The sequence below is a fragment of the Streptomyces sp. NBC_00385 genome (assembly GCF_035917155.1).
Taxonomy (GTDB): Bacteria; Actinomycetota; Actinomycetes; order Streptomycetales; family Streptomycetaceae; genus Streptomyces; species Streptomyces poriferorum.
In genome coordinates this window covers 2,003,587-2,028,100 of sequence record NZ_CP107951.1, presented here as the reverse complement: position 1 = coordinate 2,028,100, position 24,514 = coordinate 2,003,587, and the positions used below count along the sequence as shown (strand labels likewise).

Here is a 24,514-nt window from a genome sequence, read left to right as displayed (position 1 = left end):
CGGCCCGCGGGCTGTTCCGGGACGCTCAGAACGTCTGCAGCGTGACCAGGGTGATCCGCAGCGCGGCACCCTCGCCCTGTCCCTCGATCCGCACCCGTTGCCCCGGACGCAGCAGCCGCAGGCCGCCGGCGTCGAAGGCCGGGGCGTCGAACTCCACCGGGGTGCCGTCGTCGAGCAGCACACTGCCGGTGCGGGTCTCGGGGTCGTACGTGTACGAGGTCGCCTGCATGGGCGGCAGCCTATCGGTCCGCCGCCCGGACCCCCGCGGCCCAGCGCCCCGCCGTGTACGGGCCGACCCCCAGCGCCAGAGCCGCCCGCAGATCGTCGCCCGTGTCCACGTCCTGGCGCACCGAATCGATACCGGTCAGGGGGATCTCCACCGCCCCCGACGCGAGATGCCGGGCCCTGGACGGGCCGCCGAAAGACGGGCGCAATTCCACGCCCGGCCCAGCGGCGAGAAATGTCGTTCCGATTCCTGCGGCATCGCACACGAAAGCCCGGGGAAAAGCGCCAGAAAATTCGAGTACACGGGACAATTCCGCCGGCCGGAGTGCGGGCAGATCGGCGTTGAGCGCGGCGACGGCCGCCCGCGGCCTGCCCGTGCGCACCACGCGTTCACCGTGTGCGAGCGCGGCGTTGAGCCCGGCCGCCGGGGCGTCGGCCACGATCCGGGCCCCGAGCGCCGCCAGCGCCGCCCCGGCCGTCGTGTCGTCCGTGACGACCACCACATCGGCGACCTCCGGGCAGGACAGCGCGGCCGACACGGTGTCCCGGGCGAACGCCAGGGCCAGCCGGGGCCGCAACAGGGCGCCGGAAGCGGGCGTCAGCCTGCTCTTCGCCCGCGCCAGGGGCTTCAGCGGGACGACCAGTGACCAGGGGCCGGTCGGGTCGGTGTTCGTGGCGGTCTCCCCCTCGGTGCGCATGGCCGCCTATTCTCGCCTGCCGGTGCGACAACCCGGAGGGTCGGTCCGGAAGGTGAGGCGTACGGTGTTCTCGACAGAGCAGGGGCCTGGGGCGAGACTTGACCGTCGGTAGTCGGTCAGGAGTCGGCTCCACAGTCAGGCCATAGAGGAAGGTGTCCGAGTGTCCCGCCGCAGAATCGGCTTCTGGTACCGCCTGGCAGCGGTCATCGCGAAACCGCCGCTGGTGATTCTGTTCAAGCGCGACTGGCGGGGAATGGAACACATTCCGGCCGACGGCGGATTCATCACCGCGGTCAATCACAACTCGTACCTGGACCCGCTTTCGTACGGGCATTTCCAGTACAACACCGGACGGGTGCCGCGGCTCCTTGCCAAGGCGGGCCTCTTCAAGACCCCCTTCGTCGGGATGATGCTGCGCGGCACCGGCCAGATCCCCGTGTACCGCGAGACGACGAACGCGCTGGACGCCTTCCGGGCCGCCGTCGACGCCATCGAGCGCGGCGAGTGCGTCGCCTTCTACCCCGAGGGCACCCTCACCCGTGACCCCGACATGTGGCCCATGGCCGGCAAGACCGGCGCCGCCCGCGTCGCGTTGATGACCCGTGCCCCGGTCATCCCGGTCGCGCAGTGGGGCGCCAACCTGGCGGTGCCGCCCTACGCCACGGAGAACAAGTTCCGCCTCTTCCCCCGCAAGACCCTCCAGGTCCAGGCAGGACCGCCCGTCGACCTCTCCCGGTTCTACGACCTGGAGCCGACGCCCGACGTGCTGCGCGAGGCGACCGAGGTCATCATGCTCGCGGTCACCGCACAGCTGGAGGAGGTGCGCGGCGAGAAGGCGCCCGCCGAGCCCTACGACCACCGCAAGGCCCGAGCACAACAACGGCGCAAGGCCGAAGGAGAGGGACCCAAGTGACGCACCCCGTAAAGGCAGCCGTCTTCGGAACCGGCTCATGGGGTACGGCCTTCGCCATGGTCCTCGCCGACGCGGGCTGCGACGTCACCCTCTGGGCGCGCCGGGCCGAGGTCGCCGAGGCCGTCAACACGACCCGTACCAACCCCGACTACCTGCCGGGCATCGAACTTCCCGCGTCGGTCCGGGCCACCACGGACGCCGCCGAAGCGCTGCGCGGGGCCGACTTCGCGGTCCTCGTCGTGCCGTCCCAGACGCTGCGCGCCAACCTCGCCGACTGGGCCCCGCACCTGGAGCCGCAGACGGTCCTGGTCTCGCTGATGAAGGGCGTCGAACTCGGCACCGCGAAGCGGATGAGCGAGGTCATCGAGGACGTCACGAAGGTCTCCGCCGACCGTATCGCCGTCGTCAGCGGCCCCAACCTCGCCAAGGAGATCGCCGAACGCCGCCCCGCGGCAGCGGTCGTCGCCTGCCAGGACGAGTCCGTCGCACGCCGCCTCCAGGCCGCCTGCCACACCCCGTACTTCCGCCCGTACACGAGCACCGACGTGGTCGGCTGCGAGCTCGGCGGCGCCGTCAAGAACGTCATCGGGCTGGCCGTCGGCATCGCCGACGGCATGGGGCTCGGCGACAACACCAAGGGCTCGCTCATCACCCGCGGCCTGGCCGAGACCATCCGCCTCGGTGTGGCCATGGGCGCCGACCCGCTGACCTTCTCCGGACTCGCGGGCCTCGGCGACCTGGTGGCGACCTGCTCCTCGCCGCTCTCGCGCAACCACACCTTCGGCACCAACCTCGGCCGCGGCATGACGCTCCAGGAGACCATCGCCGTCACCAAGCAGACCGCCGAGGGCGTCAAGTCGTGCGAGTCCGTGCTCGACCTGGCCCGACGGCACGGAGTCGAGATGCCTCTCACCGAGACGGTCGTCGGCATCGTCCACGAGGGCAAGCCGCCCATGGTCGCGGTCAAGGAACTCATGTCGCGCAGCGCCAAGGCCGAACGGCACTGAGAAGCTGACCCCGTTCGGCCCCGGACGGCCCCGGCCGCGCTGACGTGACCCGTACCAGCAGGTACGCTCATCGCGATATGAGCAGCGAGAACCTCCCCCAGAGTACGGAGCAGCAGCTCCGCAAGCCGCGTGTGGCCGTCGTGTTCGGCGGCCGCAGCTCCGAACACGGCATTTCGGTGGTCACGGCCGGTGCGGTCCTGAACGCGATCGACCGGACGAAGTACGACGTCCTGCCGATCGGCATCACGACGGACGGACGCTGGGCGCTCACCGCCGACGAACCCGAACGCATGGCCATCACGGACCGGAAGATGCCCGACGTGGCACAACTGGCCGAGTCCGACGAGGGCGGCGTGGTCCTCTCCGTCGATCCCGGCAGCCGTGAAGTGGTCTACAGCGAGCCCGGATCGGTCCCCAAGGCGCTCGGCGAGGTCGACGTCGTCTTCCCCGTCCTGCACGGTCCCTACGGTGAGGACGGCACGCTCCAGGGCCTCCTGGAGCTCTCCGGCGTACCGTACGTGGGCGCCGGTGTCCTCGCCTCGGCGGTCGGCCAGGACAAGGAGTACATGAAGCGCGTCTTCACCTCCTTCGGGCTCCCCGTCGGGCCGTACGTGGTCGTGCGCCCCCGGGAGTGGGACAACGACCCCCAGGGCGCCCGCAAGCGCATCACGGACTTCGCCGGCGAGCACGGCTGGCCGCTCTTCATCAAGCCCGCCCGGGCCGGCTCCTCCATCGGCATCACCAAGGTCGACGACGCCTCCGGCCTCGACGAGGCGATCGAGGAGGCCCGCCGCCACGACCCCAAGTTCCTTGTGGAGTCGCTGCTGCGGGGCCGCGAGATCGAGTGCGGGGTGCTGGAGTTCGAGGACGGTCCGCGCGCCAGCGTGCCCGCCGAGATCCCGCCGGTCACCTCGCACGACTTCTACGACTTCGAGGCCAAGTACATCGACGCGGCGTCCGGCATCGTGCCCGCCCCGCTCACCGACGAGGAGACCGCCGAGGTCCAGCGGCTCGCGGTCGAGGCCTTCGAGGCCGCCTCCTGCGAGGGGCTGGTGCGTGCCGACTTCTTCCTCACCGAGGACGGCGGATTCGTCATCAACGAGATCAACACCCTGCCGGGCTTCACCCCGATCTCCATGTACCCGCGCATGTGGCAGGAGAGCGGCGTCAGCTACCAGCAGCTGGTGGACCGGCTCATCCAGGCGGCGCTGGACCGGCCGACCGGCCTGCGCTGAGAGGCACCGGCACAGCACAGGGAGTGCCGCCCCGGGCGGAGCGGCACTCCCTGTGCCGGCTGCACGGCCCTAGAGGCTGCTGGGAACCGTCTTCTTGACCGATGCGGCGAAGGCGGCCAGCGGGGTCGCGTCGTGCGCGTACGCCGCCGAGAGCGTGACCTCCACATACGCCTTGCGCAGGGTGGTCGTGAACCGGGGGCCGTCGTCCTCCCGTTGCTCCAGCAGCCAGTTGACGCCGTCGGCCTCGGCGGCCTTCGACTGTGAGTCGTCCATCTTCGCGGGGCGCGCGACACCGCAGCGCAGTACGATCGCCCCGTCCCCCCACCCGGCGGTCAGATCCGAACGGGGCGCGGGATCAGTGCGCTCCAGACCGGCTACGGAACGCGGCAGCTCCTTGTGCAGGGCGCGGCAGTAGGCTGCGGCTTCCGAGGAGGGCGTGGGCACCGTGACCGATGCCGACGGATCCGTGGAAGTGCAGCCCACCGCGGCCAGGAGCACCAGGGCGGCGGACGGACCGAGGAGCACGGGGTGGGGGAGCCGGCGGCAGGAAGATGTCACCGGCCCAGCGTAGACGGGGGCTACAGGTGAACGACCGGACAGGTCAGGGTTCGGGTGATGCCGTCCACCTGCTGGACCTTGGCGACCACCATGCGTCCGAGTTCATCGACCGTGTCGGCCTGGGCCCGCACGATCACGTCGTAGGGGCCGGTGACGTCCTCTGCCTGGATCACTCCCGGAATCTTGGCGATGGTCTCGGCGACTGTCGACGCCTTGCCCACCTCTGTCTGGATAAGGATGTACGCCTGTACCACGGAACCTCCAGGGCGGCCACGAGGATCATGTGGGGGAAAGGGACGCCACGTTATCGCGTTGCCGTGGGCCGCGGGGAGACCTGCGGGCCGGATGACGCCCACAGCGTGGCGTACACAACACACAAGTTGACGTATCTCTTGACAGTACCGACAGCAGTGAAAGCCCGCGACCGCAAGCTCAGCGGCGCGGACGGGGGACAGGCGGGACAGGTGTGCCCGTGACCACCAGGGCGGTGCACGGTCCGGACACCCGGCCGCCGAAGCAGGCCGGACGCGCGTCCGGCCCCATAGATGAGAGGTGAGACTCGGTGAAGGGAACCGTGGGCGAGTTGGGGGAGTTCGGGCTCATCAGGGAACTGACCTCCCGGCTCACCACCACTCCGGCGGTACGGCTGGGCCCCGGCGACGACGCCGCGGTCATCACCGCCCCCGACCGCAGGGTCGTGGCCAGCACGGACATCCTGCTGGAGGGACGGCACTTCCGGCGTGACTGGTCGACGGCGTACGACGTCGGCCGCAAGGCCGCCGCACAGAACCTCGCCGACATCGCCGCCATGGGCGCCGTGCCCACCGCACTGCTCCTCGGCCTCGTCGTCCCCGCCGAACTCCCGGTCACCTGGGCCGGGGAGCTGATGGACGGCATCCGCGACGAGTGCCAGGTCGCGGGGGCGGCCGTGGTCGGCGGCGACGTGGTGCGCGGTGACACCATCACCGTCGCCATTACCGCGCTCGGTGATCTGCGCAACCACGAACCCGTCACCAGGGCGGGCGCCCAGCCCGGCGACGTCGTCGCCGTCACGGGCTGGCTCGGCTGGTCCGCCGCCGGGTACGCCGTGCTCTCGCGCGGATTCCGCTCGCCCCGCGCGTTCGTGGAGGCCCACCGCCGCCCCGAACCGCCGTACCACGCGGGCCCCGCGGCGGCCGGACTCGGCGCCACCGCGATGACGGACGTCAGCGACGGGCTCGTCGCCGACCTCGGCCACATCGCCGAGGCCAGCAAGGTCCGCATCGACCTGCGTTCCGGGCTGATCGACATCCCGTCCCAGATGTCCGACATCGGGCAGGCCGTCGGCGTGGACCCGCTCCAGTGGGTGCTCACCGGCGGCGAGGACCACGCGATCGTCGCGACGTTCCCCCCGGACGTGAAGCTGCCGGCCCGCTGGAAGGTGATCGGAGAGGTCCTCAACCCGTCCGCGCTGCCGCAGGTGACGGTCGACGGGGCGCCCTGGACGAGCAAGAGCGGCTGGGACCACTTCGGTGACATCGAGGACGCCCAGTAGATTGCTGCGTATGCCGATACCTACCGCCGTACCGCCCCGTGTGCTCACCGTCGCCGGATCCGATTCCGGCGGCGGTGCGGGCATCCAGGCCGACCTGAAGACGATGCTGGCGTTCGGCACCCACGGCATGAGCGTGCTGACCGCCGTCACCGCGCAGAACTCGCTGGGTGTCCAGGGCGCCTGGGAACTGCCCGCCGAAGCCGTACGCGCCCAGTACCGCAGCGTCGTGGACGACATCGGGGTGAACGCGGTCAAGACCGGCATGCTGGCGTCGGCGCTGCTCGTCGAGACCGTCGCCGCCCTCCTCGCCGGTACGGACGCCCCCGTAGTCGTCGACCCGGTCGGCGTCTCCAAGCACGGTGACCCGCTGCTGGCCGCCGAGGCGCTCGACTCGGTGCGCACGAAACTACTGCCCGTCGCTACCGTGGCGACCCCGAACCTCGACGAAGTGGCACAGCTCACCGGCATCACGGTCACCGACGAGGCCGGAATGCGGCAGGCCGCGGCCGCCCTGCTCGGATACGGGCCCCGCTGGGTCGTCGTCAAGGGCGGTCATCTGCCGGGCGAACCCGTCGACCTGCTCACGGACGGCGCCGAGGAGCACTGGCTGCGCGCCCCCCGTCACGACAACCGCCACACCCACGGCACGGGCTGCACCCTCGCCTCCGCCATCGCCTGCGGACTGGCCCTGGGCCAGGACGTGCCCACGGCGGTACGGGCCGCGAAGACCTATGTCACCGGCGCGATCATGGCGGGCTTCCCGCTGGGATCGGGGATCGGCCCGGTCGACCACGGGTGGCGGCTGCGGGACGCCCGCTGACCCGCTCCTCGCCACAGCACAGCAAAAAGCCGGTCCACCGAGGTGGACCGGCTTTTTGGGCAACCGGTAGGGCTGCGCTACGACGGGAACGTCAGCGCGCGACCTTGCCGGCCTTGATGCACGAGGTGCAGACGTTGAGCCGCTTCGGCGTCCGCCCGACCACGGCACGCACGCGCTGGATGTTGGGATTCCAGCGACGGGACGTACGGCGGTGCGAGTGCGAAATGCTGTTGCCGAAGCTCGGCCCCTTGCCGCAAACGTCGCAGTTGGCAGCCACGGGTCACTCCAAAACTTCAGATGCACTTACAGTGAATTCCGGCACGCCGGATTCATTGACTGAAGTGGCGGTACCGGGGGATGTTCCCGACTCTCGCCGGGCAACCGAAGCAGCATACAACGGCTGCGTCGGAGATACGAAACTACCATGGGTGCACAGCCGCCCGCCCCGCCCCGGCCGTCGGCCGGAGCCGGTGCCGCGCACTAGTCTGCGGTGCAGCCCGCCGTCCCGGTACGCGTTTCGAGGAGGACCATCAGGTGCCGCAGACCGCCGACGACCTGGACGCCGTCGCGGTGCGTACCTGGTGCTCACTGGCGCTGGACGCACTGGGCCGGGAACGCGAGGCCATCGACGCGATCAACGTGTATCCCGTCGCCGACGGCGACACCGGCACCAATCTCTACCTGACCGTGGAATCCGCGGCGGCGGCCGTCGAGGCGGTCTTCGCCGCCCACGAGACCGGCACCTCGGTCCCCTCCACCGCCGACGCGGTACGCGCCATGGCGCACGGGGCGCTGATCGGGGCCCGCGGGAACTCCGGCACGATCCTGGCGCAACTGCTGCGCGGCATGGCCGAGGTACTGGGCGAGGGAGCGGGCGCCGGGCGGCTGTGCCTCGCGCTGACCAGAGCCGCCGCCTCGGCCCGCGAAGCGGTCGCACACCCCGTCGAGGGCACCGTCCTGACCGTGGCGGCCGCGGCCGCCACCGCCGCGGAACGGGTGGCGGACGGCGCCGGAGCGCCCGCGGTGGTGCGGGCGGCGTACGAAGGGGCGCGGACGGCCCTGGACGCGACCCCGGGACAGCTTGCCGTCCTCGGCCGGGCCGGGGTCGTCGACGCCGGCGGACGGGGGCTGGTGGCGGTGCTCGGCGCGCTGGTCGAGGCGGTTTCGGGCCGGGCCCCGGAACGGGCGTACGAGACTCCGGCCGCTCCGGCTCCGGCCCTCGCGCCCGCCGGGGACTGCTCCGCGGGCGACGGTCCGCAGGACGGGCCGGCCTTCGAGGTCATCTATCTGCTGGAGGCCGGGGACCAGGCGGTGGAGCGGCTGCGCACCCGGCTCGACGGGCTGGGCGACTCCCTCGTGGTGGTCGGCGGCGACGGGCTGTGGAACGTCCATGTGCACGTGGACGACGCGGGAGCGGCGGTGGAGGCCGGTGTCGAGGCCGGGCGGCCGTACCGCATCCGGATCACCCACTTCGCCGCGGACCGGCTGCACGCCCGCCCCGAGCCCGCCCAGCGCGCCGTCGTCGTGGTCGTCCCGGGCGACGGCCTCGGCGGCCTGTGCGCGGAGGCCGGGGCGACGACGGTGCTCGCGCGGCCGGGGGAGCCCCCGGCCAGCGGTGAACTCGTGGACGCCATCCGCCGCGCGCACGCCCGCGAGGTGGTGCTCCTGCCCAACGACGGGGACCTGCGCCACACCGCGGCGGCCGCCGCCGAGCAGGCCAGGACCGAGGGCATCCGGGTCGCCCTCATCCCCACCCGGGCCGCGGTCCAGGGCATCGCGGCCCTGGCCGTCCACGAACCGGACCGCAGCTTCGACGAGGACGTCGTCGCGATGACCGCGGCGGCCGGCGCCACCCGCTACGCCGAACTGGCCGTCGCCGAACGGCAGTCCTGGACCATGGCGGGCATCTGCCAGGCCGGCGACATCCTCGGCCTGATCGACGGTGATGTGGCCGTCATCGGCGAGGACGTCCCCGAGACGGCACGGAAGGTGCTGGACCGGATGCTGGCGGCGGGCGGTGAACTGGTCACCCTGGTCCTCGGGGAGGACGTCCCCGACACCCTGGCCGACACGCTGGAGGAACACGTCCGCGAGGGCTACCTGGCGGTGGACACGGTGGTCTACCGCGGCGGCCGCCAGTGCGCTCCGCTGCTGATCGGCGTGGAGTAGCACCGCCGCGGGCCGCGGGAATCCGGCATCGAGCAGTGCCGCCGCACGCGGGATTCCGGGGTTCCGGCGCTGCCCGGCGGACAACTGTCAGTGGCGTGGTGTGCAATGGATCGCGTGTCTGCGTTCGACGAACCCCTCAAGAAGCTGCTCGGTGGCGCCACCGCGAAGGTGATGGCCGAGCACCTCGACCTGCACACGGTCGGTGATCTCCTGCATCACTACCCGCGGCGGTACGAGGAGCGCGGCCGGCTCACGGCGCTGACCGACCTTCCGCTCGACGAGCACGTGACGGTCGTGGCGCAGGTCGACGACGCCCGCGTGATGACGTTCAACGGCGGCCGGGGCAGGCGCCTCGAAGTGACCCTCACCGACGGCCACGGCCGGCTCCAGCTGGTCTTCTTCGGCCACGGCGTCCACAAGCCGCACAAGGAACTGCTCCCGGGCCGGCGGGCCATGTTCGCCGGCAAGGTGTCCGTCTTCAACCGCAAGATGCAGCTGGCCCACCCCACGTACCAGCTGCTGGACGCCGAGGCCACCGACGAGGCCGGTGCGACCGAGGCCGTCGACGCCTTCGCCGGGAAGCTGCTTCCGATCTACCCCGCCTGCAAACAGCTCGACTCCTGGCGCATCGCCAAGGCGGTCGACGCCGTACTGCCCAGCGCCCAGGAGGCCGTGGACCCGCTCCCGGCCACGCTGCGCGAGGGCCGCGGCTTCACCCCGCTGCCCGAGGCCCTCCTGAAGATCCACCGGCCGCAGACCAAGGCGGACGTCGCCGCGGCCAGGGACCGGCTGAAATGGGACGAGGCCTTCGTCCTCCAGGTCGCCCTGGCCCGCCGCAGGTACGCGGACACCCAGCTGCCCGCCGTCGCCCGCAAGCCGGTCCCCGGCGGACTCCTCGACACCTTCGACGCCAAGCTGCCGTTCACCCTCACCGACGGCCAGCTCAAGGTCTCCAAGGAGATCTTCGACGAGCTGGCCACCGAGCACCCGATGCACCGGCTGCTCCAGGGCGAGGTCGGATCGGGGAAAGCACAGCCGCTCGACTCGCTGGTTCTGACCCCCGAGGGCTACAAGGCTATGGGGAATGTCGTACGGGGCGACGAGGTAGTGGTTCCTACCGGCGAGGTAGCGACGGTCGACGGGGTCTTTCCTCAGGGCGAAAGGGATGTCTGGCGGCTTGTCCTGTCCGATGTCACGGTGGTCGAAGCCGATGACGAGCATTTGTGGATCGTCGGGACCAGTTGTGCATGGGCCCGGGGGGAAACACCCAAGGTGATGACGACGCGCGAGATCAGGATGGACACATACGAGGCCAACGGGTCGTCCAAGTGGTATCTCCCCTCCGCCGCACCGGTCGATCTCACATCGGGGTCGGAACTGCCCCTTGATCCCTACGTTTTCGGACTTCTGCTCGGGGACGGCTCATTCCGCCACAACCTCCGTCTGTCCACGGCCGATGACGAGATCCTGGACGCAGCGCGATCCGCACTCGGACCTGACTGCGAACTGGTGCCCGTGCCCGGCTCTACGTGCGACTACACGATCCGGATGACGGGGCCGAGGAGCGGATCACAAGGGAACCCGCTGATCAGCGTGTTGCGTGCGCTGAAACTGTGGGGTTCCACGGCGCACCACAAATTCATCCCGCCCGTATTCAAGAACACGTCGATCAAGCATCGGCTTGCTGTCTTGCAGGGGCTCATGGACACGGACGGGACCGTGGACGCTCAGGGTGTGTGTGTCTCGTTCAGCTCGGCCTCTCGGCAGTTGGCCGATGACGTGGCCTGGCTCGTTCGTTCACTCGGTGGACGTGCCAGGGTGCATCCGAAGCAGGCGGCTTTCGACGTGTCGATTGCCATGCCCGCCGAGTACGTGCCGTTTCGGCTTGCTCGCAAGGCATCTCGCATGCGGACTCGGCCGGAATACCACACGTTCCGGCGTGGAATTCGCTCGGTCGAGTACGTCGGTCGCAAGCCGGTCCAGTGCATCAGCGTCGCGCACCCCAGCCATGCGTACGTCACCGACCACTTCACGGTCACGCACAACACGATGGTCGCGCTGCGCGCCATGCTCGGCACCGTCGACGCCGGCGGACAGGCCGCCATGCTCGCGCCCACGGAGGTCCTCGCGCAGCAGCACCACCGGTCGATCACCGAGATGATGGGGGAGCTGGCCGAGGGCGGCATGCTGGGCGGCTCCGACCAGGGCACGAAGGTGGTGCTGCTCACCGGATCGATGGGCATGGCCGCCCGTCGGCAGGCTCTCCTCGACCTGGTCACCGGCGAGGCCGGGATCGTCATCGGAACGCATGCGCTGATCGAGGACAAGGTGCAGTTCCACGACCTGGGACTGGTCGTCGTCGACGAGCAGCACCGCTTCGGCGTGGAACAGCGCGACGCCCTGCGCTCCAAGGGCAAGCAGCCGCCGCATCTGCTCGTCATGACCGCCACCCCCATTCCGCGAACGGTCGCCATGACCGTCTTCGGCGACCTGGAGACCTCGGTCCTGGACCAGCTGCCGGCCGGCCGCTCGCCGATCGCCACCCATGTCGTCCCCGCCAAGGACAAACCCCACTTCCTCAGCAGGGCCTGGGAACGGGTCCGCGAAGAGGTGGAGAACGGCCACCAGGCCTACGTGGTCTGCCCCCGCATCGGCGACGACGAGGACGACGCCAAGAAGAAGGGGAAGAAGAAGGCCGACGAGGAGAAGGCCGGGAAGGAGGGGGACAAACGCCCTCCGCTCGCCGTCCTGGAGATCGCCGAGCAGCTGGCCAAGGGCCCGCTCACGGGTCTGCGCGTCGAGGTGCTGCACGGCAGGATGCACCCCGATGCCAAGGACGACGTGATGCGGCGCTTCGCCGCGGGCGAGGTGGACGTCCTGGTGGCCACCACCGTCATCGAGGTCGGGGTCAACGTTCCCAACGCCACCGCGATGGTGATCATGGACGCCGACCGGTTCGGCGTCTCCCAGCTCCACCAGCTGCGCGGCCGGGTCGGCCGGGGATCCGCCCCCGGCCTGTGCCTGCTGGTCAGCGAGGCCCACGAGGCGAGCCCCGCCCGCGCCCGGCTCTCCGCCGTCGCCGCCACCCTCGACGGCTTCGAGCTCTCCCGGATCGACCTCGAACAGCGGCGCGAGGGCGACGTCCTCGGCCAGGCCCAGTCCGGGGTCCGCTCCTCGCTCCGGGTCCTTAGCGTCATCGACGACGAGGAGGTCATCGCCGCCGCCCGGCAGGAGGCCGTCACGGTCGTGGCGGCCGACCCGGACCTGGAGCACCTGCCCGAACTGCGGATCGCGCTCGATGCCCTGCTCGACAAGGACCGCGAGGAGTACCTCGACAAGGGGTGACGTGCCGGGGGAGGGGTGGGCGCCCGGGGGAGCTCCGTCCGCCCCGACGCCATATCGTGGGTGGCACGGCGCCCGCAGCACCCTGCGCGCCGCCCCCCGACCCGAGGAACAGACACCCATGACCCGCGTGATCGCAGGCGTGGCCGGCGGACGCCGCCTGGCCGTCCCGCCCGGCACCGGCACCCGCCCCACCTCGGACCGGGCGCGCGAGGGCCTGTTCTCCACCTGGCAGGCGCTCCTCGGCACCCTCGACGGCATCCGGATCGCCGACCTCTACGCGGGCTCGGGGGCCGTCGGCCTCGAAGCGCTCTCCCGCGGAGCGGTCCACGCCCTGCTCGTCGAGGCCGACGCCAAGGCCGTCCGCACCGTCCGCGACAACGTCCGCACCCTGGGCCTGCCCGGCGCCGAGGTCCGCGCCGGCAAAGCGGAACAGATCGTGACAGGACCGGCGCCCGCGGACCCGTACGACGTGGTCTTCCTCGATCCTCCCTACGCCGTCACCGACGACGATCTTGGCGAGATCCTGCTCACACTCCGTGCCCAGGGGTGGCTCACAGGCGATGCGCTCGTCACGGTAGAACGCAGCACCAGAGGCGGAGAATTCAGCTGGCCCAAGGGATTCGAGCCATTGCGGGCCCGTCGCTACGGCGAGGGAACGCTTTGGTACGGTCGCGCCGCCGCTACGTGCGAAGACGCACGATGACCGGACCGGAGAGCGAGGGAATCAAGTTGCGCCGCGCCGTCTGCCCGGGGTCGTTCGACCCCATCACCAACGGACATCTCGACATCATCGGCCGTGCCTCGAAGCTGTACGACGTCGTACATGTCGCGGTGATGATCAACCAGTCCAAGAAGGGCCTGTTCACGGTCGACGAGCGGATCGAGCTGATCCGTCAGGTCACCGCGGACTTCGGTAACGTCCAGGTCGAGGCCTTCCACGGGCTGCTGGTCGACTTCTGCAAGCAGCGCGACATCCCGGCGATCGTGAAGGGCCTGCGGGCCGTCAGCGACTTCGACTACGAACTCCAGATGGCCCAGATGAACAACGGGCTCTCGGGCGTCGAAACGCTCTTCGTGCCGACCAACCCGACCTACAGTTTCCTGTCGTCCTCCCTGGTCAAGGAGGTGGCGACCTGGGGCGGAGACGTCTCGCACCTGCTGCCTCCGCTGGTCCACGAGGCACTGACCGAGCGCCTCGCTCAGCAGTGAGGCGCTGACAGTCCGTCACCAGGTGTCGGGCGGGGGCCGACTGGCCGTACAGTCGTCCCGTCCGTCTCCAATCGGCAGTAGAGAGTGGCGAGCACACGGTGGACGTGCAGAAGAAGCTCGACGAGATCGTCGAAGCGGTCGGGAACGCCCGGTCCATGCCCATGTCGGCGTCCTGCGTGGTCAACCGCGCCGAACTGCTCTCGATGCTCGAAGAGGTGCGCGAGGCCCTGCCCGGCTCGCTCGCACAGGCCGCGCAGGTCATCGGCGGTCACGAGCAACTCGTCGAGCAGGCCCGCCAGGAAGCGGGGCGGATCATCGAGAGCGCCCACGCCGAGCGCGGCTCGCTCATCTCCGGCACGGAGATCGCCCGGCAGTCCCAGGCGGAGGCCGACCGGATCCTCGGTGAGGCCCGCAAGGACGCCGAGGAGGTCCGCGCCGAGGCCGACGAGTACGTCGACAGCAAGCTCGCCAACTTCGAGGTCGTCCTCACCAAGACGATCGGCTCGGTCGACCGGGGCCGCGAGAAGCTCCTCGGCCGGGGCCAGGGCTTCGACGAGCAGGGCTACGAGGACCCGGACTTTGCCGAGGCCCCCGAGCGCAGCGCCGACCCGGCCACGCTCCAGCGCCGGGCCGACGAGTACGTGGACACCAAGCTCGGTGCCTTCGAGGCGGTGCTCGCCAAGACCCTGGAGGCCGTCGGCCGCGGCCGGCAGAAGCTGCACGGCCGGGTCGCCACCGACGACCTCGGTGCGCACATGGCCGCGCAGGACGCCGCGGGCGCCCAGGGCCGCACCAGCGACGAGGACCACTGGGCCGGCCTCGCCGAGATCGCCACTCCGGAGCCGCTTCCCGTGCCCCAGCAGCACAGCGAGCCGCAGTACCCGGCGCAGCCGGAGCCGCAGTACGCGCAGACGTACGCGTACCAGGAGCAGCCGCAGGACGCGTACCAGGGCCAGGCCCAGCAGCCCGACCCGTACGCCGGCTATCAGCAGCAGCCCGACCCGTACGCGGGGTACCAGCAGCAGGGCTACGACCCCAGCCAGGTCCAGGTGCCCATGCCGGCGCAGGGTTACGACGCCTGGCAGCAGCCGGTACAGGCCCAGCAGCAGCCCCTCCAGCAGCACGGCGAGGGCGCACTGGACGAGACCAGTCTGTTCGACACCAGCATGATCGACCTGGAACAGCTCCGACGGTACGAACAGGAGCGCTGAGCGCTCCCGGGGCCGGGTCCCGGCCCCGGATCAGGGGCGGATTGGGAGCTGGGCGGTGTGTCCAGTATCCTGGCTCTTCGGTCGCGCGTATGTCCGCGATCCCGGCTGCCCGCTTCGATTCCGAACCGGTCGGCCCACCCCCACCACGCGTGATGCGCATGATTCGAAAGCAGGAAAAGCCCTGAACGGCCACCTCGACCACCGAAACCCTCTCGTGTTCGATACGCACGAGCTGGGTCGGCGTCCCGGTGCCCTCAAGCGGCTGACCCGCTCGGCGGACGCCCCCAAGGATCTCGGTATCGACGGGGTCATCGGTGTGCCGGAAGGCGCACCGGTGGAGCTGGACGTCCGCCTCGAATCGGTCATGGAAGGTGTGCTTGTCACAGGCACCGCCCGTGCATCCGCCGAGGGGGAGTGCGTAAGGTGTCTGGAGCCGCTGAGCCTTCAGGTGGAGGCGGACTTCCAGGAGATGTTCTCGTACCCTGACGCCGATGACCGGAACCGCAGCAAGACCGCGGACCCGGTCGACGACGCCGAGGACGACGAGGACAGGTTCTTCCTCGAGGACGGCTTGTTCGACCTCGAGTCAGTGCTGCGTGATGCGGTGGTGCTCGCACTGCCGATGCAGCCGGTGTGCACGGAGACCTGTGCCGGTCTGTGTTCCGAATGCGGAATCAGGCTGGACGAGAATCCGGGCCACCACCACGATGTCGTCGATGCTCGATGGGCGGCATTGCAAGGACTCGCCGAGACCGTTCAGGACGGCGAGAAGGACAACATGGGCGGCGCCGATCCCGGCGTCGACGAGAAGCAGGAGAAGTAGCCGTGGCTGTTCCGAAGCGGAAGATGTCGCGCAGCAACACGCGCCACCGCCGGTCGCAGTGGAAGGCTGCGGTCCCCACCCTGGTTTCGTGCGAGCGTTGCCAGGAGCCGAAGCTGCAGCACATCGCGTGCCCCAGCTGCGGCACGTACAACAAGCGCCAGGTCCTCGAGGTCTGAGCGGCTGGTGAGAGGCCCGATGTCTGAGTTGTCCCACGCCAAGAAGCAGGCAGACAACGTCAACACAGCCTCGTCCCACACGCTTCTGGAAGGGCGGCTCGGGTACCACCTCGAGTCCGCCCTTCTGGTGCGTGCGCTGACCCATCGTTCGTACGCGTACGAGAACGGCGGTCTGCCCACCAACGAGCGGCTCGAATTCCTCGGGGATTCGGTGCTCGGCCTGGTGGTCACGGACACGCTGTACCGCACTCACCCCGACCTGCCTGAAGGCCAGCTGGCCAAATTGCGGGCCGCGGTGGTCAACTCGCGTGCGCTTGCGGAAGTGGGCCGCGGCCTCGAACTCGGCTCCTTCATCCGGCTCGGCCGCGGTGAAGAGGGCACGGGTGGCCGGGACAAGGCGTCCATCCTCGCCGACACCCTTGAAGCGGTGATCGGTGCGGTCTATCTCGATCAGGGCCTCGACGTGGCCTCGGAGCTGGTTCACCGGCTCTTCGACCCGTTGATCGACAGGTCCTCGAACCTCGGTGCCGGCCTGGACTGGAAGACCAGTCTCCAGGAGCTCACCGCGAGCGAGAGCCTCGGAGTCCCCGAGTACCTCGTCACGGAGACCGGCCCGGACCACGAGAAGACCTTTACTGCTGCTGCTCGCGTCGGTGGTGTCTCGTACGGCACCGGCACCGGCCGTAGCAAGAAGGAAGCGGAGCAGCAGGCGGCAGAATCCGCCTGGCGCGAGATCAGCGCCGCCGCGGAAGCACGGGAGGCCGCGGAGAAGTCCGCTGCCGACGGAGGGGCCGCCGACACCCCTGCCGACCCGGCGTCCACGGACGTTGCTCCTGCCTGACCCCGAGAAACCCCTCGGTGCCCAGCGCACCGGGGGGTTCTCTCTGTTCCGACCCGCTTCCGAACCGTCCTGCGGGCGCTTCGGACCACTCTTCAGGAGCGCCCGTGCCCGAGCTGCCCGAGGTCGAAGTCGTCCGGCGGGGTCTTGAGCGATGGGTCGCCGGGCGCACGGTCGGCCAGGTCGAGGTCCTGCACCCCCGTGCGGTCCGCCGGCATCTCGCGGGCGGTGCGGACTTCACGGCCCGGCTCGGCGGCGTCCGTCTCGGGACGGCGATGCGCCGCGGCAAGTATCTGTGGGTGCCGCTCGACGACGCGGCCACCTCGCTCCTCGGCCACCTGGGCATGAGCGGCCAACTGCTCGTACAGCCCGCGGGCGCACCCGACGAGAAGCATCTGCGGATCAGGATCCGCTTCGACGACACCGTCGGCACCGAGCTGCGCTTCGTCGACCAGCGCACCTTCGGCGGGCTCTCCCTCCACGAGAACACCGCCGAGGGACTGCCCGACACCATCGCGCACATCGCCCGCGATCCGCTGGACCCGGCCTTCGACGACGCCGCGTTCCACACCGCGCTGCGGCTGCGCCGTACGACGGTCAAGCGCGCCCTGCTCGACCAGTCGCTGATCAGTGGCGTCGGCAACATCTACGCGGACGAGGCGCTCTGGCGCGCCAGGCTGCACTACGACCGGGCGACGGCGACTCTGACCCGCCCCAAGTCGGCCGAGCTGCTCGGCCACATCCGCGACGTGATGAACGCGGCGCTGGCGCAGGGCGGCACGAGCTTCGACAGCCTCTACGTGAACGTGAACGGCGAGTCCGGCTACTTCGACCGCTCGCTCGATGCCTACGGCCGCGAGGACGAGCCGTGCCACCGCTGCGGTACGCCGATGCGACGCCGCGCCTGGATGAACCGGTCGAGCTACTTCTGCCCCCGCTGCCAGCGCCCGCCGCGCGTCTAGCGGATCTCGTGGGCCCGGTCGTACCGTTCCCGGGCCACCAGGACCTCGGACATCCTGCTCTCGACGAGCCCGATGAGGCCGAGCAGCCGTTCGGCCACCTGCCGCCCCAGGGCGGTGAGCTCGTAGTCGACCCGTGGCGGATTGGTCGGCTGTGCCTCGCGGTGCACCAGACCGTCGCGCTCCAGCGCGTGCAGTGTCTGGGAGAGCATCTTCTCGCTCACCCCGTCGACGCGGCGCCGCAGGGCGTTGAACCTGAGGCTGCCCTCGTACAGGGCGCCGAGCGTCAGGCCGCCCCAGCGGCCGGTGATGTGCTCCAGCGTGCCGCGCGAGACGCACTGCTTGGAGAACACGTCGAAGGGGAGTGCGGCGTCCGGGCCGCTCTCGCCGGTCTCTTCCATGAAAACCAGCGTACGCCCGCACAGCGCTGTCCACGGGGTTGCGCATTCCGTGGGTGAGCGAGTGGGGCGTACGGGATTGGTGCGGGACGGGCGGGGTCAGAGGTCGTCAGGGAACCTGAGGAGACCTCAGAAGCCGAAGTCCTGGGTCCACCAGGGGCCGCCGGAACCGAAGTGGACTCCGACGCCGAGCGTCTTGTAGTCGCAGTTGAGAATGTTTGCGCGGTGGCCTTCGCTGTTCATCCAGGCCTCCATCACTGCCTCGGCGTCGGCCTGGCCGCGGGCGATGTTCTCGCCGCCGAGACCCGAGACGCCGGCCTTGGCGGCACGGTCCCACGGGGACTGTCCGTCCGGGTCGGTGTGGTCGAAGAACCCGCGGGCAGCCATGTCGTCGCTGAAGCTCTGGGCGAGCGAGGCCAGCGAGGAGCTCGCGGTCACCGGGCTGCAGCCGACCTTGGAACGCTCCTGGTTGACCAGGGCGAGCACGGCGGCCTGGGCCGAGGTGGGGGCGGCCGGTGCGGTGGTCTTGCGGGCGGCCGGCGCGGAGGTCGATGCCTTGGCCGTCGGCTTGGCCGGGCTCGACGCGGAAGCCGGCGCCGAGCTCTTCGTGGTTCCGGCCGTGGGGGTCTTCGAGGCGGAGCGCCGCGCCTGCTCCGTGGCGGTGGCCGCCGCTGCCTTCGTCTTCGTCGGCTCGGACGTCTTCGAGGGGGACGCGGACGGCGTGCCGGCCTTGGAGGAGGCCGACTTCGTGGGTGCCTGGGGGCGCTCGGTGCCGCGGCTCGCGGGGGTCGAGGCGGAAGCGCGGCCGGCGGGTGCGGTCGTGGAGCCGCCCTGCGTCAGCAGGTCCGGGGCCCCCTCGGAGCGCACCTGGTCGGCGGCCGGGCCGCCACTCACGTTGTAGTTGTCGCCGCCGGGCAGCAGTCCGGAGGCGACCGCCACCGCTCCGACGGCCATGGCCGCGGAGACGCCGATCAGTCCCGTACGTACCGGCAGGCCGGACCGCTTCCTGCGGCGCGCCCCCCGGTTCTGGCCTGCGGTTCCCTCAGCGGTCCGTTCAGCGGCGGGAGCTGCGGCGGAGCGTCGATGGCGTCCCATCTGCTGTGCCCTTCTGACGATCTGGACGCCGTTGTCGGCGCACCCTGGCTCACCCGATCGAGTGAAGCTATTGCGAGGGGACTGTACGCCATCGCGTTTCGGCGAGAAGTGCTCCGAGAGCAATTGGCCGGTTAGCGTTCGGGCATGAACGAAGATGTACGGCTCACCGCCTGGGTACGCGGCCGAGTACAGCAAGTAGGGTTCCGCTGGTTCACCAGGGCAAACGCTTTGGAGATCGGTGGCCTCACCGGATTCGCCCTCAATCTCGACGACGGCAGAGTGCAGGTTGTGGCAGAAGGGCCGCGTGAGAATTGCCACCGTCTCCTGGATTGGCTGCGCTCGCACGACACACCCGGCCGCGTTGACGGAGTCACTGAGATCTGGGACACGCCGCGGGGCGGATATGAGGGATTCGCGATCCGCTGATCCGGTCTCCGGGAGGGGGAGGAACACGGCTCGTGTTCGGGCTGTGTTCGAGGCGCGGCGAGGGGTGACGGCGAAGGGCGCGGTCATGCGTACACATGAAATGACCTGCGGAATGACCCGGTGGTTGCCAAGATTCCGTTGCCATGCCAGGCTGCGGCAGTAAGGATGATCTCCGTGCCCCTGAGGGCCCCGCTGGAGAGTCGCGCCGCATGATCGTCAAGCCGCGCGCCCCCGGGACGCCCACCTCTACAGGGTGTGATCGTGTTGACCGTCAAACTTTTTGGTGAGACGCTGAAATCCCCGCGCACCTTAGCTGTTCGGCAGAGCTGTTTGGCAGCAGAACAGCAGTGAACACAGAGCACTGCCGAGCACCGCGGGTGCGATTCCCTCACGACCCACACCGCATCGGTCGGTCACTCAGTGTGGAGGACCATCCATCATGGCAAAGGCGCTTCTCGGTTACGTCGGCGGTTCCGATCCGCGACTCCTCGCCGAGATGCGACGGCTTCAGCAGCGCGTCCAGGATCTTGAGTCCGAGCTTGTACGGATTCAGGACGAAAACGACGCGCTCAACGCCGCCGCCCAGCACCAAGAGTCGCTGCTCGACAGCATCGACATCGACGTACCTCAGGCGGAGCCGGCGCTGACCTGACCAGGGCCCCAAGGGGCCGGTCGGGCTGCACGCGTCAGCCGCACGGGATCATCGCCGGATCGTCACCGGATCATTGAAGATCAATTGCTTTTGATCTGCTTCTTCATGTGCCTCGTCACTGATCCGGGCACGCGCGCCTTCATGGAGGCGGCGGATCCGGCGACACTGCTGGAGATCCACCAGCAGCATTGCACAAGATTTGCAGGGGACGCTTCGGCGTCCCTTCTTTCTTTTCCCCTTCCGAACCGCGCCCGTCCCGCCCCGGACGTACACCCCTTCCCTTACCGTCTGATGTGCCCTGCACCTTCATCAGCGAAACCGAGAGCGAAAGGTAGAGTCCGGCGGCGTGCATCTCAAGGCCCTGACCCTGCGTGGTTTCAAGTCGTTCGCCTCCGCCACCACCCTGCGGTTCGAACCCGGGATCACCTGTGTGGTCGGCCCCAACGGGTCGGGCAAGTCCAATGTGGTGGACGCGCTCTCCTGGGTCATGGGGGAGCAGGGCGCCAAATCCCTGCGCGGCGGCAAGATGGAAGACGTGATCTTCGCCGGCACCACCGGGCGGCCGCCGCTCGGCCGGGCGGAAGTATCGCTGACCATCGACAATTCCGACGGCGCACTGCCCATCGAGTACGCCGAAGTGACGATCACTCGGATCATGTTCCGCAACGGCGGCAGCGAATACCAGATCAACGGCGACACCTGCCGGCTGCTGGACATCCAGGAACTCCTCTCCGACTCCGGTATCGGCCGCGAGATGCACGTCATCGTCGGCCAGGGCCAGCTGGACTCCGTGCTCCACGCGGACCCGATGGGACGCCGCGCCTTCATCGAGGAGGCCGCCGGCGTCCTCAAGCACCGCAAGCGCAAGGAGAAGGCGCTGCGGAAGCTGGACGCGATGGGGGCGAACCTGGCCCGGGTGCAGGACCTCACCGACGAACTGCGGCGGCAGCTGAAGCCCCTCGGCCGCCAGGCCGCGGTGGCCCGCCGGGCCGCCGTCATCCAGGCCGACCTGCGCGACGCCCGGCTGCGCCTCCTCGCCGACGACCTGGTGCGCCTGCACACCGCCCTGCGCAGTGAGATCGCCGACGAGGCGGCGCTGAAACAGCGCCGCGAGGCGGCCGAGGCGGAACTGAAGGCGGCTCTTGGACGCGAGGCCGAACTGGAGGGCGAGGTACGGCGGCTGACGCCCCGGCTCCAGCGGGCCCAGCAGACCTGGTACGAACTGTCGCAGCTGGCCGAACGCGTACGCGGCACCGTCTCGCTCGCCGACGCCCGGGTGAAGAGTGCCACCGCGCCGCCCGAGGAGGAGCGACGCGGACGGGACCCGGAGGACATGGAGCGCGAGGCGGCCCGGATTCGTGAGCAGGAGGCGGAGCTGACCGCCGCGCTGGAGGCGGCGGAGTACGCGCTGGAGGACACCGCGTCCCACCGGGCCGAACTGGAACGGGAACTCGCGGCCGAGGAACGCAGGCTCAAGGACGCGGCCCGCGCGCTCGCCGACCGCCGCGAAGGACTCGCCCGGCTGAACGGTCAGGTCAACGCGGCCCGCAGCCGTGCCGGTTCGGCGCAGTCGGAGATCGACCGGCTGGCCGCCTCGCGCGACGAGGCGCGGGAGCGGGCGGCCCGGGCCCAGGAGGAGTACGAGCAGCTGAAGGCCGAGGTCGACGGCCTGGACGCCGGGGACACGGAGCTGGGCGAGCGCTACGAGGCCGCCCGGCGCGAACTGAAGGAGGCGGAGGGCGTGCTCTCCGCGGCCCGGGACGACCTCACCGGCGCCGAACGCGAGCGCGCGGCGGTCGCGGCCCGCCATGACGCACTGGCCCTCGGGCTGCGCCGGAAGGACGGCACGGGTGTGCTGCTCGGCGCCCGGGACCGGCTGACCGGGCTGCTCGGACCGGCGGCGGAACTGCTCACCGTGGCCCCGGGACACGAGATCGCGGTGGCGGCGGCGCTGGGCGCGGCGGCGGACGCGGTCGCGGTGACGGACGCGGCCACGGCGGCGGAGGCGATCCGGCTGCTCCGCAAGCAGGACGCGGGACGCGCGTCCCTGCTGCTCGGCGGCGGAGGTGCGAGCCAGGGCAGCGCCGGGCCCGGCGGCTCCGAAGCCGTGGGGCACGTACCCGGTCAGGGGCCCGGTGCCGCCCATGTCCCCGGGCAGAGCGTGGAGCCCGCACCGCGCCCGCCGGAAGTCACCGCACCCCCCGCCCCCCGCGGAGCGGCGGAGGCGGAGGGAGCCGGGCGTTCGGACGGGGCGGAGGCGGAGGGAGCCGGGCGTCCTGTCGCCGTGACTCTCACCGGCCTCGGTGCCCCCGCCGTCGCCGATCTCGTCAGCGGTCCCGTCGAACTGATGGCCGCGGTCCGCAGGATGGTGCGGGACATGGTGGTCGTCGGGACGCTGGAGGACGCCGAGGACCTGGTCGCCGCCCATCCGGAGCTGACGGCGGTGACCGGCGAGGGAGACGTGCTCGCGGCGCACTTCGCGCACGGCGGCTCGGCGGGGGCGCCCAGCCTCCTGGAGGTCCAGGCGTCCGTGGACGAGGCCGCGGCGGAGCTCGCCGAACTCGCCGTGCGGTGCGCGGAGCTGGCCGGGACGCAGCGGAACGCGGCTCAGCGGCGCGGCGACTGCGCGGCGCTCGTCGAGGAGCTGGGGGAGCGCCGCCGGGCCGCGGAGCGGGAGAAGTCCGGGGTGGCCCAACAGCTCGGCCGGCTGGCCGGACAGGCCCGCGGCGCCGCCGGGGAGGCCGAGCGGATGACCGCGTCCGCCGCCCGCGCCCAGGAGGCCCTGGAGCGCGCGACCCAGGAGGCCGAGGAGCTGGCCGAGCGGCTGCTGGTGGCCGAGGAGGCGGCGGAGGACGGTGCGGACGAGGAACCCGACACCGCCGTGCGCGACCGGCTCGCCGCCGACGGTGCGAACGCCCGCCAGACCGAGATGGAGGCCCGGCTCCAGGTCCGTACCCACGAGGAACGGGTCAAGGCCCTCGCCGGGCGCGCCGACTCCCTCGACCGGGGCGCCCGTGCCGAACGCGAGGCCCGGGCCCGCGTCGAGCAGCGCCGGGCCAGGCTGCGCCACGAGGCCGCGGTGGCGTCGGCCGTCGCGTCCGGCGCCCGTCAGCTGCTCGCTCACGTCGAGGTGTCCGTCGTACGGGCGGAGGAGGAGCGGGCCGCCGCGGAGGCGTCGAAGGCCGAGCGGGAGCGGGAGCTGGCGGCCGAACGCCACCGGGGCCGCGAGCTCAAGGGCGAGCTCGACAAGCTGACGGACTCGGTCCACCGGGGAGAGGTGCTCGGTGCCGAGAAGCGGCTGCGGATAGAGCAGCTGGAGGCGAAGGCCCTGGAGGAGCTGGGCGTGGAGCCGGCCGGTCTGGCGGCGGAGTACGGACCGGACCAGCTCGTCCCGCCGTCCCCCGCGGCCGAGGGGGAGGAGCTGCCGGAGGATCCGGAGCACCCGCGGAACCAGCCGAAGCCGTTCGTCCGGGCCGAGCAGGAGAAGCGGCTGCGGTCGGCCGAACGGGCGTATCAGCAACTCGGGAAGGTGAATCCGCTCGCTCTGGAGGAGTTCTCGGCGCTGGAGGAGCGGCACAAGTTCCTCTCCGAGCAGCTGGAGGACCTGAAGAAGACCCGGGCCGATCTGATGCAGGTCATCAAGGAGGTCGACGAGCGGGTCGAGCAGGTCTTCACCGAGGCGTACCGGGACACGGCCAGGGAGTTCGAGGGCGTCTTCTCGCGCCTCTTCCCGGGGGGTGAGGGGCGGCTCATCCTGACCGATCCGGACAACATGCTGGCGACCGGTGTGGACGTCGAGGCCAGGCCGCCGGGCAAGAAGGTCAAGCGGCTCTCCCTGCTGTCGGGCGGGGAAAGGTCGCTGACGGCCGTGGCGTTGCTGGTCTCGATCTTCAAGGCCAGGCCGAGCCCGTTCTATGTGATGGACGAGGTCGAGGCGGCGCTCGACGACACCAACCTGCAGCGGCTGATCCGGATCATGGAGGAGCTCCAGGAGAGCTCGCAGCTCATCGTGATCACGCACCAGAAGCGGACGATGGAGGTCGCCGACGCGCTGTACGGCGTCTCGATGCAGGGTGACGGAGTGTCCAAGGTGATCAGTCAGCGGCTGCGCTGAGCCTTTACCTAATCTTCAAGGCTTCAACGCACCTTTTGGGTGCTCCTGGGTAGATGTCTGTCCAGGCCCACATCTTGACTTCATAACTTGAACGCATAGTCTCTGCAAC

General features: G+C 70.5%; 25 protein-coding genes. 17 read left to right on the top strand and 8 right to left on the bottom strand.

All coding sequences use genetic code 11. The features are described from left to right. Nucleotides 1-25: 25 nt before the first annotated feature. Both OG959_RS08770 and cofC read right to left on the bottom strand, forming a co-directional pair. On the bottom strand, nucleotides 26-229 hold the full coding sequence (locus tag OG959_RS08770; RefSeq protein WP_326657648.1) for a hypothetical protein: 204 nt from the start codon (nucleotides 227-229) through the stop codon (nucleotides 26-28). Between the two features lie 10 nt (nucleotides 230-239). Beyond that, nucleotides 240-923 carry a 2-phospho-L-lactate guanylyltransferase gene (cofC, locus tag OG959_RS08765; RefSeq protein ID WP_326657647.1) on the bottom strand — a complete coding sequence of 228 codons (684 nt, stop codon included), beginning with the start codon at nucleotides 921-923 and terminating at the stop codon, nucleotides 240-242. Nucleotides 924-1,083: 160 nt separating this feature from the next. Here cofC and OG959_RS08760 point away from each other — a divergent pair, with 160 nt between their 5' ends. The 3 genes from OG959_RS08760 (at nucleotide 1,084) to OG959_RS08750 (ending at nucleotide 4,078) form a co-directional block, all read left to right on the top strand. Then, nucleotides 1,084-1,836: a lysophospholipid acyltransferase family protein gene (locus OG959_RS08760; RefSeq protein ID WP_326657646.1), complete on the top strand. Its 753-nt coding sequence runs from the start codon at nucleotides 1,084-1,086 to the stop codon at nucleotides 1,834-1,836. Beyond that, nucleotides 1,833-2,843 (top strand): NAD(P)H-dependent glycerol-3-phosphate dehydrogenase, encoded by a 1,011-nt coding sequence (locus tag OG959_RS08755; protein ID WP_326657645.1) that lies wholly within the window; start codon nucleotides 1,833-1,835, stop codon nucleotides 2,841-2,843. Before OG959_RS08760 ends, OG959_RS08755 begins: the two co-directional genes overlap by 4 nt. 77 nt (nucleotides 2,844-2,920) lie before the next feature. Next, the gene (locus OG959_RS08750; protein WP_219571302.1) at nucleotides 2,921-4,078 is read left to right on the top strand and encodes a D-alanine--D-alanine ligase family protein; all 1,158 of its coding nucleotides are present in this window, start codon (nucleotides 2,921-2,923) and stop codon (nucleotides 4,076-4,078) included. Nucleotides 4,079-4,147: 69 nt separating this feature from the next. Here the strand turns inward: OG959_RS08750 and OG959_RS08745 are convergent, their stop codons facing one another. Next, the gene (locus tag OG959_RS08745; RefSeq protein WP_326657644.1) at nucleotides 4,148-4,636 is read right to left on the bottom strand and encodes a DUF3515 domain-containing protein; all 489 of its coding nucleotides are present in this window, start codon (nucleotides 4,634-4,636) and stop codon (nucleotides 4,148-4,150) included. Nucleotides 4,637-4,656: 20 nt separating this feature from the next. Next, the gene (locus tag OG959_RS08740; RefSeq protein ID WP_064070330.1) at nucleotides 4,657-4,890 is read right to left on the bottom strand and encodes an Lrp/AsnC family transcriptional regulator; all 234 of its coding nucleotides are present in this window, start codon (nucleotides 4,888-4,890) and stop codon (nucleotides 4,657-4,659) included. Nucleotides 4,891-5,198: 308 nt separating this feature from the next. On the opposite strand from OG959_RS08740, the gene OG959_RS08735 reads away from it, so the two are divergent. Together OG959_RS08735 and thiD are read left to right on the top strand one after the other, a co-directional pair. Then, on the top strand, nucleotides 5,199-6,170 hold the full coding sequence (locus OG959_RS08735) for a thiamine-phosphate kinase (protein WP_326657643.1): 972 nt from the start codon (nucleotides 5,199-5,201) through the stop codon (nucleotides 6,168-6,170). Nucleotides 6,171-6,180: 10 nt separating this feature from the next. Then, nucleotides 6,181-6,990, top strand: coding sequence for a bifunctional hydroxymethylpyrimidine kinase/phosphomethylpyrimidine kinase (gene thiD, locus OG959_RS08730; RefSeq protein WP_326657642.1), 810 nt, complete (start codon nucleotides 6,181-6,183; stop codon nucleotides 6,988-6,990). A gap of 91 nt (nucleotides 6,991-7,081) precedes the next feature. On the opposite strand, the gene rpmB is transcribed toward thiD, so the two are convergent. Further along, on the bottom strand, nucleotides 7,082-7,267 hold the full coding sequence (gene rpmB / locus OG959_RS08725) for a 50S ribosomal protein L28 (protein WP_003965989.1): 186 nt from the start codon (nucleotides 7,265-7,267) through the stop codon (nucleotides 7,082-7,084). A 257-nt stretch (nucleotides 7,268-7,524) separates the two neighbouring features. Here rpmB and OG959_RS08720 point away from each other — a divergent pair, with 257 nt between their 5' ends. From OG959_RS08720 to mutM, 9 genes are all read left to right on the top strand, one after another. After that, entirely contained in the window at nucleotides 7,525-9,159 is a 1,635-nt protein-coding gene (locus OG959_RS08720; RefSeq protein WP_326657641.1) for a DAK2 domain-containing protein, read from the top strand. Between the two features lie 105 nt (nucleotides 9,160-9,264). Next, a complete protein-coding gene (locus OG959_RS08715) occupies nucleotides 9,265-12,504 on the top strand; it encodes a helicase-related protein (RefSeq protein ID WP_326657640.1) in 3,240 nt (1,079 codons plus the stop codon). A gap of 118 nt (nucleotides 12,505-12,622) precedes the next feature. Next, complete coding sequence (gene rsmD, locus OG959_RS08710; protein WP_326657639.1) at nucleotides 12,623-13,207, top strand: 16S rRNA (guanine(966)-N(2))-methyltransferase RsmD; 585 nt, start codon at nucleotides 12,623-12,625, stop codon at nucleotides 13,205-13,207. A 26-nt stretch (nucleotides 13,208-13,233) separates the two neighbouring features. After that, the gene (coaD, locus tag OG959_RS08705; protein ID WP_187285416.1) at nucleotides 13,234-13,713 is read left to right on the top strand and encodes a pantetheine-phosphate adenylyltransferase; all 480 of its coding nucleotides are present in this window, start codon (nucleotides 13,234-13,236) and stop codon (nucleotides 13,711-13,713) included. Nucleotides 13,714-13,811: 98 nt separating this feature from the next. Beyond that, nucleotides 13,812-14,924, top strand: coding sequence for a cell division initiation protein (locus OG959_RS08700; RefSeq protein WP_326657638.1), 1,113 nt, complete (start codon nucleotides 13,812-13,814; stop codon nucleotides 14,922-14,924). A 214-nt stretch (nucleotides 14,925-15,138) separates the two neighbouring features. Then, complete coding sequence (locus OG959_RS08695; protein ID WP_326666283.1) at nucleotides 15,139-15,747, top strand: YceD family protein; 609 nt, start codon at nucleotides 15,139-15,141, stop codon at nucleotides 15,745-15,747. 2 nt (nucleotides 15,748-15,749) lie between these two features. After that, entirely contained in the window at nucleotides 15,750-15,923 is a 174-nt protein-coding gene (rpmF, locus tag OG959_RS08690; protein ID WP_003965982.1) for a 50S ribosomal protein L32, read from the top strand. 19 nt (nucleotides 15,924-15,942) lie between these two features. Continuing rightward, nucleotides 15,943-16,764 carry a ribonuclease III gene (gene rnc / locus OG959_RS08685; RefSeq protein ID WP_148021055.1) on the top strand — a complete coding sequence of 274 codons (822 nt, stop codon included), beginning with the start codon at nucleotides 15,943-15,945 and terminating at the stop codon, nucleotides 16,762-16,764. A gap of 104 nt (nucleotides 16,765-16,868) precedes the next feature. Continuing rightward, nucleotides 16,869-17,723 carry a bifunctional DNA-formamidopyrimidine glycosylase/DNA-(apurinic or apyrimidinic site) lyase gene (mutM, locus tag OG959_RS08680; protein ID WP_326657637.1) on the top strand — a complete coding sequence of 285 codons (855 nt, stop codon included), beginning with the start codon at nucleotides 16,869-16,871 and terminating at the stop codon, nucleotides 17,721-17,723. Here mutM and OG959_RS08675 read toward each other — a convergent pair. Beyond that, nucleotides 17,720-18,121 (bottom strand): winged helix-turn-helix transcriptional regulator, encoded by a 402-nt coding sequence (locus tag OG959_RS08675; RefSeq protein ID WP_148021057.1) that lies wholly within the window; start codon nucleotides 18,119-18,121, stop codon nucleotides 17,720-17,722. The genes mutM and OG959_RS08675 overlap by 4 nt on opposite strands. A gap of 126 nt (nucleotides 18,122-18,247) precedes the next feature. Continuing rightward, nucleotides 18,248-19,213: a CAP domain-containing protein gene (locus OG959_RS08670; RefSeq protein ID WP_326657636.1), complete on the bottom strand. Its 966-nt coding sequence runs from the start codon at nucleotides 19,211-19,213 to the stop codon at nucleotides 18,248-18,250. Between the two features lie 144 nt (nucleotides 19,214-19,357). On the opposite strand from OG959_RS08670, the gene OG959_RS08665 reads away from it, so the two are divergent. Both OG959_RS08665 and OG959_RS08660 read left to right on the top strand, forming a co-directional pair. Beyond that, nucleotides 19,358-19,639: an acylphosphatase gene (locus OG959_RS08665; RefSeq protein ID WP_326657635.1), complete on the top strand. Its 282-nt coding sequence runs from the start codon at nucleotides 19,358-19,360 to the stop codon at nucleotides 19,637-19,639. A 439-nt stretch (nucleotides 19,640-20,078) separates the two neighbouring features. Then, on the top strand, nucleotides 20,079-20,291 hold the full coding sequence (locus tag OG959_RS08660; protein ID WP_018551753.1) for a hypothetical protein: 213 nt from the start codon (nucleotides 20,079-20,081) through the stop codon (nucleotides 20,289-20,291). 48 nt (nucleotides 20,292-20,339) lie between these two features. Here OG959_RS08660 and OG959_RS08655 read toward each other — a convergent pair whose 3' ends face one another. Beyond that, nucleotides 20,340-20,480, bottom strand: coding sequence for a hypothetical protein (locus OG959_RS08655; protein WP_326657634.1), 141 nt, complete (start codon nucleotides 20,478-20,480; stop codon nucleotides 20,340-20,342). 157 nt (nucleotides 20,481-20,637) lie between these two features. Between OG959_RS08655 and OG959_RS08650 the strand changes: the two genes are divergently transcribed. Beyond that, entirely contained in the window at nucleotides 20,638-24,405 is a 3,768-nt protein-coding gene (locus OG959_RS08650; protein WP_326657633.1) for an AAA family ATPase, read from the top strand. The last annotated feature ends 109 nt before the right edge of the window (nucleotides 24,406-24,514 follow it).